Origin of the sequence: Ketobacter sp. MCCC 1A13808 (genome assembly GCF_009746715.1) — a bacterium.
Taxonomy (GTDB): domain Bacteria; phylum Pseudomonadota; class Gammaproteobacteria; order Pseudomonadales; family Ketobacteraceae; genus Ketobacter.
Map to the genome: position 1 here is coordinate 765,258 of NZ_VRKW01000001.1, position 16,880 is coordinate 782,137.

At 52.4% G+C, this 16,880-nt stretch carries 16 protein-coding genes; 11 read left to right on the forward strand and 5 right to left on the reverse strand.

Annotation, left to right across the window (positions count from 1 at the left end; all coding sequences use genetic code 11):
- Nucleotides 1-213 precede the first annotated feature (213 nt).
- Nucleotides 214-537: an MGMT family protein gene (locus FT643_RS03275; RefSeq protein ID WP_156869230.1), complete on the forward strand. Its 324-nt coding sequence runs from the start codon at nucleotides 214-216 to the stop codon at nucleotides 535-537.
- Here FT643_RS03275 and FT643_RS03280 read toward each other — a convergent pair.
- Nucleotides 512-1,882 (reverse strand): AmpG family muropeptide MFS transporter, encoded by a 1,371-nt coding sequence (locus FT643_RS03280; RefSeq protein ID WP_198043280.1) that lies wholly within the window; start codon nucleotides 1,880-1,882, stop codon nucleotides 512-514. The two genes, FT643_RS03275 and FT643_RS03280, sit on opposite strands and share 26 nt — an antisense overlap.
- A 220-nt stretch (nucleotides 1,883-2,102) precedes the next feature.
- Here FT643_RS03280 and FT643_RS03285 point away from each other — a divergent pair, with 220 nt between their 5' ends.
- Nucleotides 2,103-3,074 carry a GGDEF domain-containing response regulator gene (locus tag FT643_RS03285; RefSeq protein ID WP_156869231.1) on the forward strand — a complete coding sequence of 324 codons (972 nt, stop codon included), beginning with the start codon at nucleotides 2,103-2,105 and terminating at the stop codon, nucleotides 3,072-3,074.
- Nucleotides 3,075-3,086: 12 nt separating this feature from the next.
- Complete coding sequence (locus FT643_RS03290) at nucleotides 3,087-3,980, forward strand: ketopantoate reductase family protein (RefSeq protein ID WP_156869232.1); 894 nt, start codon at nucleotides 3,087-3,089, stop codon at nucleotides 3,978-3,980.
- Nucleotides 3,981-3,984: 4 nt separating this feature from the next.
- Here FT643_RS03290 and FT643_RS03295 read toward each other — a convergent pair whose 3' ends face one another.
- A complete protein-coding gene (locus tag FT643_RS03295) occupies nucleotides 3,985-4,293 on the reverse strand; it encodes a hypothetical protein (RefSeq protein ID WP_156869233.1) in 309 nt (102 codons plus the stop codon).
- A gap of 173 nt (nucleotides 4,294-4,466) precedes the next feature.
- Here FT643_RS03295 and FT643_RS03300 point away from each other — a divergent pair, with 173 nt between their 5' ends.
- The 5 genes from FT643_RS03300 to cobS are packed head-to-tail and all read left to right on the forward strand — an operon-like array spanning nucleotide 4,467 to nucleotide 7,986.
- Entirely contained in the window at nucleotides 4,467-5,024 is a 558-nt protein-coding gene (locus FT643_RS03300; RefSeq protein ID WP_156869234.1) for a cob(I)yrinic acid a,c-diamide adenosyltransferase, read from the forward strand.
- Complete coding sequence (gene cobU / locus FT643_RS03305) at nucleotides 5,021-5,539, forward strand: bifunctional adenosylcobinamide kinase/adenosylcobinamide-phosphate guanylyltransferase (protein WP_156869235.1); 519 nt, start codon at nucleotides 5,021-5,023, stop codon at nucleotides 5,537-5,539. Before FT643_RS03300 ends, cobU begins: the two co-directional genes overlap by 4 nt.
- Complete coding sequence (gene cobT / locus FT643_RS03310; RefSeq protein WP_156869236.1) at nucleotides 5,536-6,609, forward strand: nicotinate-nucleotide--dimethylbenzimidazole phosphoribosyltransferase; 1,074 nt, start codon at nucleotides 5,536-5,538, stop codon at nucleotides 6,607-6,609. The genes cobU and cobT overlap by 4 nt, the downstream gene beginning before the upstream one ends.
- Nucleotides 6,610-6,612: 3 nt before the next feature.
- Complete coding sequence (locus FT643_RS03315) at nucleotides 6,613-7,245, forward strand: histidine phosphatase family protein (protein WP_156869237.1); 633 nt, start codon at nucleotides 6,613-6,615, stop codon at nucleotides 7,243-7,245.
- A 3-nt stretch (nucleotides 7,246-7,248) separates the two neighbouring features.
- Entirely contained in the window at nucleotides 7,249-7,986 is a 738-nt protein-coding gene (gene cobS / locus FT643_RS03320) for an adenosylcobinamide-GDP ribazoletransferase (protein ID WP_156869238.1), read from the forward strand.
- Nucleotides 7,987-8,001: 15 nt separating this feature from the next.
- Here cobS and FT643_RS03325 read toward each other — a convergent pair whose 3' ends face one another.
- Nucleotides 8,002-9,513: a cobyric acid synthase gene (locus FT643_RS03325; protein ID WP_156869239.1), complete on the reverse strand. Its 1,512-nt coding sequence runs from the start codon at nucleotides 9,511-9,513 to the stop codon at nucleotides 8,002-8,004.
- A 34-nt stretch (nucleotides 9,514-9,547) separates the two neighbouring features.
- Between FT643_RS03325 and cbiB the strand changes: the two genes are divergently transcribed.
- The 3 genes from cbiB (at nucleotide 9,548) to FT643_RS03340 (ending at nucleotide 12,433) form a co-directional block, all read left to right on the forward strand.
- Entirely contained in the window at nucleotides 9,548-10,486 is a 939-nt protein-coding gene (cbiB, locus tag FT643_RS03330; RefSeq protein WP_317621918.1) for an adenosylcobinamide-phosphate synthase CbiB, read from the forward strand.
- A complete protein-coding gene (locus FT643_RS03335) occupies nucleotides 10,483-11,478 on the forward strand; it encodes a threonine-phosphate decarboxylase (RefSeq protein ID WP_156869241.1) in 996 nt (331 codons plus the stop codon). Before cbiB ends, FT643_RS03335 begins: the two co-directional genes overlap by 4 nt.
- 460 nt (nucleotides 11,479-11,938) lie before the next feature.
- A complete protein-coding gene (locus FT643_RS03340; RefSeq protein ID WP_156869242.1) occupies nucleotides 11,939-12,433 on the forward strand; it encodes a hypothetical protein in 495 nt (164 codons plus the stop codon).
- Nucleotides 12,434-12,472: 39 nt separating this feature from the next.
- Here FT643_RS03340 and aceF read toward each other — a convergent pair whose 3' ends face one another.
- Nucleotides 12,473-14,182, reverse strand: coding sequence for a dihydrolipoyllysine-residue acetyltransferase (gene aceF, locus FT643_RS03345; protein ID WP_411267791.1), 1,710 nt, complete (start codon nucleotides 14,180-14,182; stop codon nucleotides 12,473-12,475).
- A 15-nt stretch (nucleotides 14,183-14,197) separates the two neighbouring features.
- Nucleotides 14,198-16,858, reverse strand: a complete 2,661-nt coding sequence (gene aceE, locus FT643_RS03350) for a pyruvate dehydrogenase (acetyl-transferring), homodimeric type (protein ID WP_156869244.1) — start codon at nucleotides 16,856-16,858, stop codon at nucleotides 14,198-14,200.
- Between the last annotated feature and the right edge of the window lie 22 nt (nucleotides 16,859-16,880).

Below are 16,880 nucleotides of genomic sequence, written 5' to 3' on the forward strand. Positions count from 1 at the left end.
GGGATTGTTTGGCGTGTGATTAGACAATGGATTGCCATCTAAGTCCAGCCAATCCAATAACACACGGGTGTATTTGGTTATCTTTGCGCTTATGTAGATCCATCGCAGAAAGCATCCTTGAAACGTCAGGTTTGGTCTATCTCTGTACCCAGTTCACAAACAACCCTATTTCCTCTCACTGCAGGATAGTAAAGCAGTGCAAAAAGGTCCGGTATGAACTACCCCACAGATCGAAAAGAAAGCAAAAACATCCTATTACAGGTGATAGCCTCCATTCCGAAGGGCAAGGTTTCCACCTATGGTGGTGTTGCCGCTTTAGCCGGTATGCCCCGCCACGCCCGCTACGTCGGTACCGTCTTAAAGAATCTACCCGCCGGTAGCAAGATTCCCTGGCACCGGGTCGTTAACAGTAAAGGCGAATCTTCATTTCCGCCAGGAAGTGACCACTGGCAGCAGCAGCAACAACGACTGCAAGATGAAGGCATCGTCATGAGCGGTCGTAAAATTGATCTCAAACAGTATCTATGGACACCTTAGCCATTCCTATTTTCTCTCGATACATCAGATAGATAGCGAGCATAACGGCCGGCGTCCCGAGTAGCGCAGCGTAAACAAAAAACCACTCATAACCGTGTGCATCCACCATTACCCCGGAAAATCCGCCAATGAACTTGCCAGGCAAGGTCATTAGGGAGCTGAACAACGCATATTGAGTTGCGGTGTAGTGCCTGTTAGTAAGACTAGACAAGTAGGCAATAAATACCACGTTTGATATCCCTCCTGACAGGTTATCGGCGCTGATCACCGTTGCCAGAAAAGCCAAATCTTTGGGCTGTCCCGCCATCCAGGAAAAAAGCAGGTTAGTCAGCGCTACCAGTACGGCGCCCAGAATCAAGGGGCGAAACAGCCCGAAATGGGCCACCAAGACGCCACCCAGAATCGAGCCGGCAATCGTCATAAAGAAACCAAAAAACTTGGCCACAGAGGCGATTTCTGACTTGCTGTAACCTATGTCCAGGTAGAACGGGTTTGCCATCACCCCCATGGTTATGTCACTGATTCTGAACACCGATATAAACAGCAAAATGACTAAGGCATAGGCTCCATTTCGCCTAAAGAATTCCACGAAAGGTGTCACGACCGCCCCAAGAAACCACTCCACGCGGTATCGGGGCAAGAGATAGGGAATCGCCGGAACCCGTTTGGCCACCTGCATGACTTCGTTTTCCAGCTCCATCGTGCCGCGGTCAATATTCACCAGTGGCTCACTCACTAGCAAGGTGCAGATGACACCCACCGACATCAACGCTGCCATCACCAAATAGGCGAAGCGCCAGTCGACCCAATCCGCCAAATAAAACGTGCCCGCACCGGCCACCAACATGGCAATCCGGTAGCCGAATATGTACGTGGCCGCCATGTTGGCCTGCATCTCGTTACCCGCTGATTCGATCCGGTAAGCGTCAATACAGATATCCTGGGTAGCGGATAGGAAAGCCACACACACAGCCAATTGGGCCAGCAAGGTAAGCTCTTTGGTTACATCGGTCATAGCCATCGCAGCCAACGCCAGCATAATGCCCATTTGCGCCAACAGCATCCAGCTACGGCGCTGACCAAGCTTTTTGCTGAGCCACGGTATACTGCGTCTGTCCACCACTGGCGACCAGAATACCTTGATGGAAAACATGATACCGACCCAACTAAAAAAGCCGATAGTGGAACGATCTACGTTCTCGTCCCGTAGCCACGCAGACAAAGTAGAAAACACCAACAGAAAGGGCAACCCGGCGGAGAACCCGAAAAACAACATAGAAACGACTTTAGGCTGACCGTAAGCCTTGAGTGCTTCAAACCAGCTTAATCTGGCATCGCGCTTCATTCGATTTCCTTCCTGAAGACTTGGCGGCCCGATCGCCGCCTATGCATCCTAACCAATAAATGCCTAAAGGCCAAAAAATCAAGGTCAATCAGTGATATAGTCTTCGCCCCTTGGACATTTGTAGCCATATAAAGTAGACAGATCCTGTGCCCTGAACCAAACTGAAATGCTACGTGCTTCAATAACTATCAGAACAACAAACCGAGCTGAAAAACGCCGTATGCCAAATGCAGACTTACCCATAATGGTTGTGGACGATGCCCGATTTTCCGGTGCCGTCATAGGCCGCACACTTAAAGCGGCCGGCTTTAAAGATATCCGCACTGCGAGCAGTGCACAGCAAGCCCTTACAATGCTGGATTCCCGTCCGGTGAGCGTCCTGATCGCGGATTGGTTAATGCCGGAAATGGACGGACTGGAGCTTGCCAGCAAAGTAAGGCAAATGGACGAAGCATCAAACCACTTTACTTACATTATGCTGCTAACGGCCAAGGAAGGGGACAAAGCGCTGGAGCAGGCATTTGACCAAGGCGTCGATGACTTCATAAATAAGTCTGCTATGAATCAGCAATTGTTACCCCGCATCTACGCTGCTGACCGCCTATCCGCTTTACAAAATCGCCTGCTGAAAGAGAACCAACTGCTGGTGGAATCCAATCAGCGCTTTAAAAAGCACTCCCTGGTTGACCCGTTGACCGGGCTCGGAAATGCCCAGTTTGCCATTGAGCGCCTGAAAGACACTATCCTGCATGCCCGCTCCCGTAATGGTGCAGCGTGCCTGATGATTATCAATATCGATAATTACAAGCCGCTGATGCAAGAGCACGGCAAACAAATATTACGTGAAATTATCGTTGGTGCATCCCGCCGCTTGCGTCAACTTGTCCGGCCCTTGGATGCGGTCGCTCGCCTCTCCAACGAGCAATTCGCTATCGTGACGTACCAGGCTGATATCATGCAAGCAAATGCAGTCACCTATCGCCGCATCTATGACGCATTGAATATCAAAGCACTGAAAAGCAGTAAGGGCTTTATCAGTTTGAAAGCAGCCATGTGCATGTCTGCAGCCGATGAAGAGACCGGCTTCCCTGCTGCGGATAAAATGCTGGCAATAACCCAACGGCAAATTCCCTCCGCACGTGAAACCGGCAGGCTAATGGTGGTACGCTGGCGCCATGCAAAAAGTAACTAAACAACGCCTTTCATGAATGGCCCAACGTGGCATGTGCTGGGAGTCGGCGCCATCGGCTCTCTGTTTGCATGGCGTTTGGCAGAGGCCGGGATGAGGCCACGACTGATACCCCGCCACCAGGGGGCTGCGCAGGTCAATCTACGTTTCCAACCGTTTGCGTCACATGAATTCCTCAACTCGACCTTCGCTACAGACGATGGACACACACCCATAAGCCATCTGCTGGTAACGGTTAAAGCCCATCAAACACAAGCAGCACTCGCCTCCGTTCAACAGCGGCTTGGCTCTGGAAGCACACTGCTCTTACTACAAAACGGGATGGGTACCCTTGATATCGCGCAACGCTTATGCCCCATCTCCGCCTGCCTGGTGGGTAGCACTACCGAGGGCGCTCATCGCACGCAAGCGAAGAGCATCATTCATGCGGGCGTGGGCAACACCTGGATAGGAGCGCTGCAACCGGAACTGCAGCCGCAAGCCAGGAGCTTGAGCCAATCATGGCAGGCACGTGGGCTGGAGGTGCAATACGACCCCAACATTCTTCAGCGACTGTGGGATAAGCTGGCGATCAACTGCGCCATTAACCCGCTCACAGTGATCTATAACTGTAACAACGGACAGCTGCTTGAAATTCCTCGAGCGTTAAGCGATATGAGGGCGATTTGCTGTGAAGTGGAGGCGGTTATGGCTGGCGTAGGCGTACGTAAACCCATTCCAGGACAGTTATTTGAACTGGTAAAGTCCGTAGCAAAAAGAACCTCAGGCAACGTATCGTCGATGCTGCAGGACGCTCGTGCCGGGCGCGCAACCGAAATCCATTTTATCACCGGCTATTTGGTTGAGCGGGCTGACACCTTAGGCATTCCCGCAGAACAAAACAAAGCAATCCTTGCTCAACTGGGCTAGTCGCTTAGCTCGCTTTCACCGCCTGATAGGGAATGTAGTTAGTCGCTTCAGCAATTTCGTTGGTTCGTTTCGAACCAGAGCGCTGACTTAATTCGGTAAAGCGATTAAGCGCATCCAGAGCCAGTTGTTGACACAAAATCTCCAACTCATCATCGCCAGCATTGGCACAGGCGACATAGGCCATGTTAGCCGTTGCTTCCAATTGACCCAGCACAAAAAGTTCATGCTCTGTACCGCGGTGCATCAGGGCGGTTCCGGCTGCCGCACTCAAGAGCTCTTTCAATAGCGCTGTATCTACTTTCAACGAACCCATTATCGCCTCCACAAGCTATCCTGCTTATGTTTAAATTAGTTTTTAAGGGCAGGCCAAACTGAGTCTCCGTCGACTTGACCCACCTTCATCTTAGACGTAAATTGCGCCTCTATTCTGTGACTTTTGATACAAAATAAGCTCGCAAAACCACCTACTCACAAGGAGCTACACCAATGGGTAATCGCTTATCCAAGATCTACACTCGCACAGGCGACCAGGGCACCACCGGCCTGGGTGACGGATCACGGGTAGATAAAGATAGCCTGAGAGTGGAAGCGTACGGCACGACCGATGAGCTGAACTCCGTGTTGGGTATGGTTTTGGCAGAAGAAGGCGTTGCCGAATCCATGGCGCTCTGGCTGCAGGAAATTCAGCATGATCTGTTCGACCTGGGCGCCGAGCTTTGTGTACCGGGCCATAGTGTACTGACCGAACGCTTTATTACCCGTCTTGAACAGCATATTGATGCCATGAACGCGGATCTCCCTCCCCTGAAAGAGTTTATTCTGCCTGCCGGAAACCGTGCCGCAGCCAGTTGCCATCTGGCCCGCACTGTGTGCCGACGAGCTGAGCGCCGGGTGATGACGCTTTCAAAACAGGAAAGCATCAATAGCTGGGGTATAAAGTATCTGAACCGGCTTTCGGATTTTCTCTTTGTGGCAGCACGGGTGTTGGCACGTGCAAATGGTGGTAAGGAAGTCATGTGGAACCGAAAGCGGTTCGAGACATGATTGATTTTATATTAGGCGGGGCCCGTTCCGGCAAAAGCGCCATGGCAGAGCGCATCGCCACTACACGGGCGAAGCAAGTGGTGTATATTGCCACGGCCCAGAACCGGGATGCTGAAATGAGCGCACGCATTCATCATCATCAGACACGCCGGCCGGACAACTGGATCACCGTGGAAGAGCCGGTGGATCTGGATCAGGTGCTGAAAGAATATGACCGGCAGAACCATTTAATATTGGTGGATTGCCTGACGCTTTGGGTATCCAACCTATTGTGCCTGAGCGACTCATCTGTTTTTGCCCTAAAGAAAGCGGCTCTACTGGAACAATTACGCCAACAACAATGCGATTTAATTTTGGTTAGTAACGAAACCGGACTCGGGATCGTACCAATCGGTGATCTCACCCGCCGCTTTGTCGACGAAAGTGGCTGGCTCCATCAGGACATTGCTCAGATCGCCGATCGCGTTACCCTGGTAGTCGCTGGCCTTCCTCAACTATTAAAAGACACTCAATGAATTCAGATAACAGTACCCCCCCCTGGTGGCGCGCACCGGTGCAGCCTCCTTGCGCGACGATGAAGCAAACGGCAACCGAGCGCCAATTGCAATTGACCAAGCCTCCCGGAGCCCTCGGAAAAATGGAGCAGATTGCAGTTCAGTTGGCTGCTATTCAGAACAACCCACAGCCGTCGGTGGAGGCAGTTTACATTACCGTATTCGCCGGCGATCATGGCATCGTTGAAGAAGGGGTTTCCGCTTTTCCTCAAACTGTTACCGTGGAGATGCAGCGTAATTTTATCGCAGGTGGCGCCGCCATCAGTGTGATAGCCCGGCATTTGGATGCACAGCTCGAAGTGGTCAACACCGGCACCCACGCCATAACGGAACAATTGCCTGGTGTATTACATGAGCCTGTTGCACTACAAACCAACAGCTTTCTGCGCCAAGAGGCGATGACTGAAGCACAGTGGCAACAAGCTATGTCAATCGGCAAATCCGCGGTGGCGAGAGCCTGTGCAGCGCAAGCCGATTTGTTCATCGGCGGTGAAATGGGCATCGGTAACACCACTTCCGCAACCGCCATTCTTTGCTCGCTTTGCGATAAGCCGGTCACCGATATTGCCGGGCCAGGCACCGGACTAGACCAGCAAGGGGTGGCGCGAAAAATTGATATTATTCGGCAGGCTATCGAGTTCCACCAAGCTAACCTCACCAATGCAGAATCCATTGCCCGAATTCTGGGTGGATTTGAAATTACGTCGCTGACTGGTGCCTATATTGCGGCAGCGCAAAACAAACTGCCGGTAGTAGTGGATGGCTTTATCTGCACCGCCGCCGCCGCGATAGCGTTGCAACTGAATCCGGGCATCGCTCCTTATTTATTTTTCAGCCACAGCTCGGCTGAACCCGGCCACAGGGCAATACTAGAACACCTGGGCATAGACTTTATTATGGATCTGAATCTACGTCTGGGCGAAGGCAGCGGTGCTGCTACGGTGGTGCCGTTGCTGCGCTTAGCCTGCGCCTTACATAATGAAATGGCCACTTTCGCGGAAGCGGCGGTTTCAGCCAAACTGGGAGGCTAAGCGATGTTTGGTCAACCGCAAACCTTTGATACAACCACGCTCGATCTGATCCGTCACGGTGAGCCGGAGGGCGGTGTACGTTACCGTGGTTCGGTGGACGACCCTCTTTGCCACCGCGGTTGGGAACAACTTCGCAACTCCACCAGTCAGTCCGGTTGCCGGTGGAACGCGGTTTTCAGTTCACCGATGCTGCGTTGTCACGCCTTCGCCAGTGCGCTTTCTCAACAACAGCAAATTCCCTTAACGGTAATCGATGGCTTACGTGAACTCTGTTTCGGTACCTTGGAGGGTCTGACACCGGAGCAAGCCTGGCAGCAATACCCGGAACTTCTGACCAAGTTATGGCAAGACCCGGCTGGGCATACACCACCGGAGGGAGAGCCCTACTCTGATTTCCTGGCGCGGGTCAGCGAGAGCCTGGATCAGGTTATCACCGCCGCAAAAAATCAACATGTTCTGCTGGTTGTTCATGGTGGTGTCATCCGCGCCGCCCTGACCTACTTGTTGAATATACAGCCCAGCGATACGTTCTGCTTTGAAGTGCCCTATGCGGGAATGACCCGGTTAAAAATTTACACCGATCAGGCAGGCCGTCGCAATACAGCTCTCACTTTCGCGAACCGATTCCAAGGCTGAGCTATGAATGCGTTCATGATCGCTTTGCAGTTTCTGACTCGTTTCCCGGTGAGGTTAAAGCAATACCCGGAAGAGGAAGTGGCCGGCTCACTCTATTGGTACGGCCTGGTTGGTGCATTATTGGGCGCTTTTTTGTATTGTGCCAGCCTCTTCCTGAATTGGGTCGCACCGGGCTTGAGTCTTGCTGTAATGGCAGCGCTCCTTGTTTTCGCGTGGGTGTTCATCACCGGTGCATTGCATTTGGACGGGTTAGCCGATAGCGCTGATGCTTGGCTGGGGGGCAATGATAAGGAGAAAGTGCTCGCCATCATGAAGGACCCTCGCTGCGGTCCTGCAGGGGTGGTGAGCATCGCTTGCGTTCTATTGCTGAAGTTTGCCTGCCTACAAACCCTGCTTGAACATCACGCGCTGTATTTGATAGTGGTTCCTGCACTGGCCCGCTCAGCCATGCCCTTGCTTTTTCTGACTACTACTTACGTAAGACAGCATGGATTGGGCTCCCCATTTCAAGGCAATGTCAGTCCCGGTAAAACCCTCTGGCAGTTGGGAGCCATATTGTTTCTTGGTTTTTTGATAACGGGCCCCGTGCTGGTCCTTGTCATCACCCTGGCAGCGATTACCTTGATCTATCTACGCGCGTCGATGCGCACCAAAATCGGCGGTGTGACGGGAGATACCGCAGGCGCCGCCATAGAAATTCTGGAGGCGGTTCTATTGCTTGGCCTTGTCGCCTGGGGGTAACACAGAAAGCAGCGATCACTTTGCCCTGACGGCATACCAGCTTTGCATCATTTGCTGCAAACGTTCCATATCCAGATGCTCGTTCACGCAGCGCGCTAGCCGCTCAATCTGCTGCTCTCGTAGCCGCGGGTAGTCCATCGTTTCAACCTGCTCCAAGCCAGCCCACTCCAAAATGGCACTGAGAGCGTTTGACTGATCAAACAGTCCGTGCAGGTAGGTTCCCATTATTTTTCCATCGTCAGAAACCACACCATCCAGGTCACTCTGCGCTTCATTGCTTTCCCCAGCACCAATACCATCAAAACGGATCATCGCATTTTGTAATCCGGGCCCGCTGCTGATGCCAGCGTGAATTTCATACCCCGCCACCGGAACATTGAGGGGAAGAATCACGCCGGTTCTACGGTGCAGCTGTTTATCCGGCATCAACTCTGTGCGCATAGCGACGAGCCCAAACCCCGCAACGCTGCCCGCTGGACCCTCGACGCCCTGCTCATCCACCAACAAATCGCCCAACATCTGAAAACCACCGCAAATACCAATCAATTTGCCGCCATAGCGCAGATGCTTTTGCAAATAGCTGGCCCAACCCTGCTCCATCAACCAGCGCAGGTCGGCAATGGTATTTTTACTGCCCGGTAACACCACCAGGTCGGCCGGCGGAATGGTTTGCCCTGCCCCCACGTAATGACAATCCACCTGCGGATGTAAACGCAACGGATCAAAATCCGTATGATTGCTGATACGAGGCAAAACCGGTACCACAACCTGCAATCGTCTGCCCTCGTTTTTATCTGCCTGCAATGGGTTGATGCCGTCCTCTCCGTCGATATGTAACCCGTGCAGATAGGGAAGGACCCCCAAAACCGGCGTACCTGTGCGCTCCTCCAGCCAGTCCAGCCCGGGCTGCAATAGTGCGATATCCCCTCTGAACCGGTTGATTACGAACCCTTGCACCCTGGCTTTCTCGCTCTCACTCAATAATTCCAACGTACCCACCAGGTGTGCGAACACGCCTCCGCGATCTATATCCGCGACCAGAATTACCGGGCAATCCACTGCTTCAGCAAATCCCATGTTGGCGATATCCCGGTCCCGCAGGTTGATCTCGGCCGGACTACCAGCTCCCTCCACCACCACCAGATCATATTGCTCATTCAAGCGCCTGAAGCTATCCAACACCGCTTCCATGGCAATGGTTTTATAGCCATGGTATTGAGTTGCGCTCATCTGGTGTAACGCCTTCCCCTGGATGATGATCTGCGCTCCCATATCGGTAGTGGGTTTCAGCAAGACCGGATTCATATCCACCATCGGCTCCAAACCCGCAGCGTAAGCCTGAAAAGCCTGGGCGCGACCTATTTCGCCACCGTCTATAGTGACCGCGCTGTTCAAAGCCATGTTCTGCGGTTTAAAGGGCACCACTGACTTGTTCTGTTGAAGGAATGCCCTGCACAGGGCGGCTACCAGAGTGGATTTACCGGCATCGGAGGTGGTGCCTTGAACCATTATTGTTTGGCCAATCATGCTACAATCGCGTCTTTTTCAGGGTTTCAGAATCGTGCCTATTGTAGTGGTTAAAATATTAATTGCACTGAGTCTTGATCAGTGGCTGGGGGAAACCCGCCGCTGGCATCCACTGGTAGGCTTCGGCCACTTGGCTGCCAACCTGGAATCCCGTTTCAACCGTCACCCTGCTTCACGTACCAGTATCGGCCCCGGGCTCATTGCCTGGCTGATTGCGGTTGTGCCATGGGTTGGACTCAGCGTCTGGCTTAGCGCCACCCCGGCCGGCTTCGTTTTTGAGATCGCCGTGTTGTACTTAGCCGTAGGCCGCAAAAGCCTGTTCCAGCATAGCCAGCGAGTCTACCAAGCGCTGTCCTCGAACAACCTGGAACAGGGCCGGTACCACGCCTCCCGAATGGTTAGCCGCGATTGCAGCAGCCTGGATCAATCCGGATGCGCCCGTGCCACAACCGAGTCGGTATTGGAAAACGGCAGCGACAGCATTTTTGGCGCGTTGTTCTGGTTTGCTTTGCTCGGCGCTCCCGGCGCAGTTTTATATCGCTTAGCCAATACCCTGGATGCCATGTGGGGGTATCGCAACCACCGCTTTCTGTGGTTTGGTGCGCCTGCGGCACACCTGGATGACTTGCTCAACCTGGTTCCTGCACGCTTATGTGCACTGTGCTATGCCTTCGCCGGCAGAACCAGTAACGCCATCGCCAGCTGGCGACGATTTGCAAGACAACTCTCCAGCCCCAATGGTGGCCCGGTAATGGCGGCAGGGGCCGGCGCAATTAATGTCAGGTTGGGCGGCCCCGCTGTGTATCACGGCGTAGAACAGGACAAACCCTATTTCGGCGGTGAAGAAGAATGCCGTCCGGAACATATTGTGCAGGCTAACCGCTTGGTTGACCGGAGCTTGCTGATTTTTATTTTGCTGTTTTCCGTTCTCGCTTACACCGGCCATTGGTTTGTTACAGGCGAGGCTTTATGATGCAACCGCAGCACGGCGGTCAACTGCAAAAGGCCGCCCGGCAATTCAACATACCACCGGAACAGTGGCTGGATTTATCCACCGGCATCAACCCTTTTGCCTGGACACCGCCCCCGATTCCGCAATCAGTATGGCAACGGTTGCCGGACTCCTATGACGCGCTGCACTGGGCGGCGCAACAATACTACGGACGCCACTGTATCGCTACACCCGGTTCACAATGGTTGATACAAGGCTTACCGGAAAACCGTTCGCGCTGCCGGGCGTGGATCCCGCAAGTCGGCTACGAAGAATATCGCTACCAATGGCAACGCCGTCAGCACACCGTGATGCTTTACCCGGAATTACCCCGCCCATCAGAGCTGCAACGCGATGACGTAGTGATCGTTATCAACCCGAACAACCCCACCGGAAAACGATTTGAAGCCTCACAACTGATTGAGTTAGCCAGCGTGCTCGAACCTTTAAGCGGCTGCCTGATTGTGGACGAAGCGTTTATGGATCCCACTCCGGAAGAATCTCTGCTGCAATTCTCATTACCCGGCAATATTGTTGTTTTGCGATCAATCGGAAAGTTTTTCGGCCTGGCCGGTATCCGTTTGGGATTTGCCCATTGCACCGGCCCTTTGTTGAACTTTGTCGAGCAAAGCCTGGGCCCCTGGGGCATCAGCCACCCCGCCGCCTACCTGGGCGAAAAAGCCTTACTCGATCAGACTTGGCAGCGTCAGAACCGGCAGCAAATTCACACTGCCTCGGAACAACTTGCTGCGCTATTGCGAGATCATTTTAGCCCATTGGCAATAGACAACAGCGGCCTGTTTTGCAGTTTGCAAAAAGACGCAGATTGGGCCTCCCGATTATTCCGACATTGCGCAAAAAATGGTGTGCTCATTCGTCTTTTCGAAGATTGGAATCGGGTTCGGTTCGGGTTATGCAACACTCAGGGCTTACAAAAGCTGGACCGTACTTTGGGTCAATTCCCATCGCGCTGAACCCGCATTAATGGCAAAAGTGTCGGAAAATTTTTCATATTGGGAAACTACCGCTTTATCCTCTCGGCGTTGCGTCGCGTTCTCTAACACTATTTAGTTATTAAAGCGCTTATCCAATGCCGGTTTATACACTAAAAAAATCGCGGCCTTGTGTGTCAGGTCGCCATGAATGATTTGCGCGTTACCAAAAACACGCTCCCACTCTAACCGCAACTCGGGCAGCGTTTTCAGCGAGAAACAGCGATATAGCGGCATAATGTGACATTTTTTACCACCGGATCTAAATTTCGATTTACTCACTTTAACAATAGATACCGTTCAACAACGAATCTCTGTTGAAATACTCCCGCTTAAGACCCATCTTGATAGTATACGGAACGCATTCGGCCTCGCCCCCGTCCTGGCAGACTCCTTGCTTACTGTAGTAATAGAGATTGGTTGTTTTGACTGGAGTATTAAAATGGGCATTAACAGTCGTGAATTTATGGACTACATTATTCGACCCACATTAAAACTGCTGGGGGTGGAATCCGAATCTGCCAATAAGCTGATGCTGGCCACAGCCTGCTATCAATCCGATATGGGGCAGCATCTATTACAGAATGAAGCGGTCGGTGTATTCGGTATTAGTGAAGACCTGCACCAGGAAGTGTGGGATAAGCATATCGCCTACGACTGCGATCTCGCTAGTACGGTTCGAGGTATGGCTTCACAGCATGAATTCACTAAGGCGCCTCACATTGAGCTGGTCGCCAATTTACGTTACGCCACTGCGATCGCTTGGCTAGTCTATCAATACCGAAATTTAGCCTTGCCTCTGGACGACGATATTGAAAGCATTACCGACTGCTGGCAGCGATACTTCCTTAGCCAGCCCATAGGCATTAAAGAGCGGAATGAGTTTGTGAAACATTTTCGCAAACTGCATTCCGCTGAAAGCTGCATTGCAGCCTGAGCGACCACCGTCAACCCGGCCAAAAATCTTTGACCAACGCTAAAATAGCAAACGTCTTATGTCGCTCAGTTGTCGTGACAAGAAGGTAGTGAAACGAGCGGCATCCGCACCATCCACTACCCGGTGGTCATAGGAAAGGGATAACGGCACCATCAAACGTGGCTCGAACTCCTCACCGTTGTACACCGGCTTCATCTGCGAACGTGAAACGCCCAGAATCGACACCTCCGGCCAGTTCACTATTGGCGTAAACGCCGTCCCGCCAATGCCTCCTAACGACGAGATTGAAAAAGTACCACCCTGCATATCCCCGGGTGATAGTTTTTTGGAACGGGCTTTTTCACTCAAAGTCTGCATATCCAGAGCAATCTCTTTCACTGATTTCTTATCCGCGTCTTTGATCACCGGCACGACCAGACCATTGGGCGTGTCGACAGCTATACCCACGTTAATGTATTTCTTAAAAATCAAGTGGGTTCCGTCCGGGCTTAACGAACTGTTGAAGCGGGGAAATTCCTGGAGACTTTTAGCGCAGGCTTTTACCATGAACGCAAGCAAGGTGAGCTTAACGCCTTCCTCTTTAAGTCGCGCAGACTCTGCCTTTCTGAACGTTTCCAGCTCGGTAATGTCCGCTTCATCAAACTGGGTGACGTGCGGAATGTGCACCCATGCGCGATGCAGGTTGGTTGCCGTCAGTTTGTTAATTTTGTTCAGTTCGACTGCTTCTACTTCGCCCCATTTAGCAAAGTCGATCTCCGGTAGTTTCGGTAATCCCGACCCTTCTGCAATTGCCTCGGCTTTGCCGGATAAGCGCTTATTAACATAAGCGTGAACATCTTCTTTCAATATCCGAGCACGCGGGCCAGAGGCTTTCACCATCGCCAGGTCCACTCCCAGCTCACGAGCTAGTCGGCGTACTGCCGGACCGGCATGCACTTTCTTGCTTGCTGTGAGGGTCTGTTCACCCACACCGGACACCCGGGCAGCTTGCTCTGCGGGCTGCGCTTTTTCGTTTGACGATATCGCCGTACTGCCTGAAGAAGCTGGCTCCGTTGCGGGTTTACTGTCTGCTTCAGCCGGTTGCCCGGTGGAAGCCACCAGCAACTCCAGTGCAGGCGTACCCTGCGAAACCTTGTCCCCCACTTTCAGCAGCACTTTACGAACCGTGCCGGCTTTTGGACACGGAATCTCCATGGTGGCTTTATCGGATTCCAGCACCACGAGCGTTTGTTCAGGCTCTAATTGATCGCCTTCCTGCACGTTGACTTCAATGACATCCACATCTTCGCCACCACCAATATCCGGAATGGCGATCACTTCCATTTGATGACTGCTGGCTGCGGCTGCTTCGGACTTTTTATCCGACGATGAAGACGGCTTTTTCTCAGCAGTCGTCGCCTCTGAACTCTTGAGTTTGCTGTTCTGGTCCTCAGCGTTGCCTGTTTTGGCCGGTGCCGACGGCTTCTCTGATTCAGCTTTCTTCGTTGCTGAAGATGCTTCCGACTCATCGCCGTCCAACTCCATCTCTACTAATTTATCGCCTTCTTTAACAGACTGGCCAATAGAGACCACAACGGTTTTCACCACTCCGGTATAAGGTGACGGTACTTCTACCGTTGCTTTGTCTGACTCCACAACTAGCAAGGTATCTTCTTTTTCGATTCGGTCACCCGGTTGTACCGAAAGTTCAATAACATCGACCCCATCTGATCCACCGAGATCGGGCACTAACACATCTTTAATCGCCACGGTCATTCTCCTGATTTAAACATGGGGTGGGTAGGGTTTGTCGGAACTGATACTAAAGCGCTGTAATGCATCGGCTACCTTACTGCGGCCAATCAGACCTTTGTCCGCCAACGCGCTAAGCGCGGCAACCGTAACAAAATATCGGTCTACCTCGAAGAAATGACGCAACTGTTCCCGTGAATCACTTCGGCCATAGCCATCAGTGCCGAGCGCAGTGTAGTGGTTGCGGATGAAAGGACGGATTTGGTCGGCGTGAGTTTTAATGTAATCCGACGCGGCTATCACCGGATGTTTCCGGCCCCGCAGCAACTTCGTGACGTAGGGGAGCTTCGGTTCTTCTTCCGGATTTAACATGTTCCAACGTTGTTTTTGCAACCCGTCGCTACGCAGCTCGTTAAAGCTGGTGACACTCCAGATGTCCGACGCAACACCGTACACATCGTGCAGTATTTCTGCGGCGGCTTCCACTTCCCTGAGAATGGAACCACTGCCCAGCAATTGGACCTTCAACTTGTTGTGCTCGTCGCCTTCCCGCAACAGGTACATACCCTTCAGAATGCCCTCTTCCGCGCCTTTCGGCATAGCAGGATGCACGTAGTTTTCGTTCTCTACGGTAATGTAATAGAAAACATTTTCTTTCTCTTTGTACATACGCCGTAAACCGTCATGCAATACCACCGCTAACTCGTACGCATAGGCAACGTCGTAAGCAACACAGTTGGGAATGGTAGAGGCCAGCACATGACTATGGCCATCCTGATGCTGCAACCCCTCCCCGTTCAAAGTGGTTCTACCGGCGGTAGCACCGATCAAAAAACCTCGCGCCTGAGAATCACCCGCCGCCCATGCAAGATCTCCGATCCGTTGAAAACCAAACATCGAATAGAAAATATAAAAAGGGATCATCGGGAAGTTATTAACGGAATATGAAGTAGCCGCTGCAATCCATGCCGACATTGCGCCCGCTTCGTTGATACCCTCCTCCAGTATCCGGCCTTTGATATCCTCCCGGTAATACATAACCTGTTCGCTGTCCGTGGGGTTATAGAGCTGCCCCACGGAAGAGTAGATACCCAATTGCCTGAACATGCCTTCCATTCCGAAGGTACGCGCTTCATCCGGTACGATCGGCACCACCCGTTCACCTATCGACTTTTGCTTCACCAACGAATTCAGCATTCGCACAAACGCCATGGTAGTCGACATTTCACGGTCTTTGGTGCCTTCCAGCAAAGGACCAAACACGCCCAACTCCGGCACTTCCAAGGTTTCACACTCCGTGCGCCGTACCGGTAGATACCCTCCCAAGGAATTACGCCGCTCCCGCATATAACGCATCTCATTGCTGTCTTCACTGGGACGATAAAACGGGATTTTCTTCAACTCTTCATCATTGAAGGGCATGTCAAAACGGTCGCGGAACGCTTTTAGGCTTTCCATGTTGAGGGTTTTCATGGAATGGGTTTTGTTGGCTGCTTCGCCGGAACCGGTGCCATACCCCTTCACTGTTTTTGCCAGGATCACGGTTGGCTGACCTTTGTGATTCACAGCAGCATGATAGGCAGCGTAGAGCTTGAACGGGTCATGGCCACCCCGGTTAAGCTGAAAAATTTCCTCATCGGTCATATGCTCAACCATCTGACCTAATTCAGGGTACTTATTGAAAAAGTGTTCTCGGGTAAAGGCGCCTCCGTGGTTTTTAAAACTCTGGTATTCACCGTCCACAGTTTCTTCCATGCGCTTACGCAACACACCTTCCTTGTCCCGCGCCAACAGCGGGTCCCAACGCCGCCCCCAAATGACTTTGATAACGTTCCAGCCGGCTCCGCGGAAAACACCCTCCAATTCCTGAATGATTTTTCCGTTACCGCGAACCGGACCGTCGAGCCGTTGCAGGTTGCAGTTGATAACAAACACCAGATTATCCAGCTTTTCCCGCCCGGCCAGGGAGATGCAGCCTAAGGATTCCGGCTCATCGGTCTCGCCGTCGCCCAAATAGGCCCACACTTTACGATCGTCTTGCTTAATCAGCTCGCGATTCTGAAGAAACTTCATAAAGCGGGCTTGATAAATGGCCTGTATCGGACCTAGCCCCATCGACACGGTAGGAAACTGCCAAAAGTTCGGCATAAGCCAAGGATGCGGATAGGAAGACAAACCCTCTTTTTTCACTTCGCGACGGAAGTTCTCCATTTGCTTCTCGGTGATCCGGTCTTCCAGATAAGCCCGCGCATAGATACCGGGAGAAGAATGGCCTTGATAAAAAATCAGATCTCCGCCGGAGGTCTCAGTCGGAGCCCGAAAGAAATGGTTGAAACCCACATCGTACAACGTAGCCGAAGACGCGAAGCTGGAGATATGCCCCCCCAGATCGTCATCCGATAAGTTGGCACGCTGCACCATCGCTAACGCGTTCCAGCGAATCAAAGAGCGGATGCGCCGCTCGATGAACGGATCACCGGGCATCAGTGCTTCTTTTTCCGGGTTGATGGTGTTGACATACGGCGTCGTCAATTCAGTTACTTGTACGCCAGCATGCCGGGCAGTTTCACCCATTTTATCAAGAAGGTATTTAGCACGCTCCGGCCCTTCATGTTCGAGCACGGACGCCAGCGCGTCTAACCATTCCTGAGTTTCGACAGGATCACTGTCACCATAAAAACGTTCACGAGCCATCGATACAAAACTCCTGGTCCTG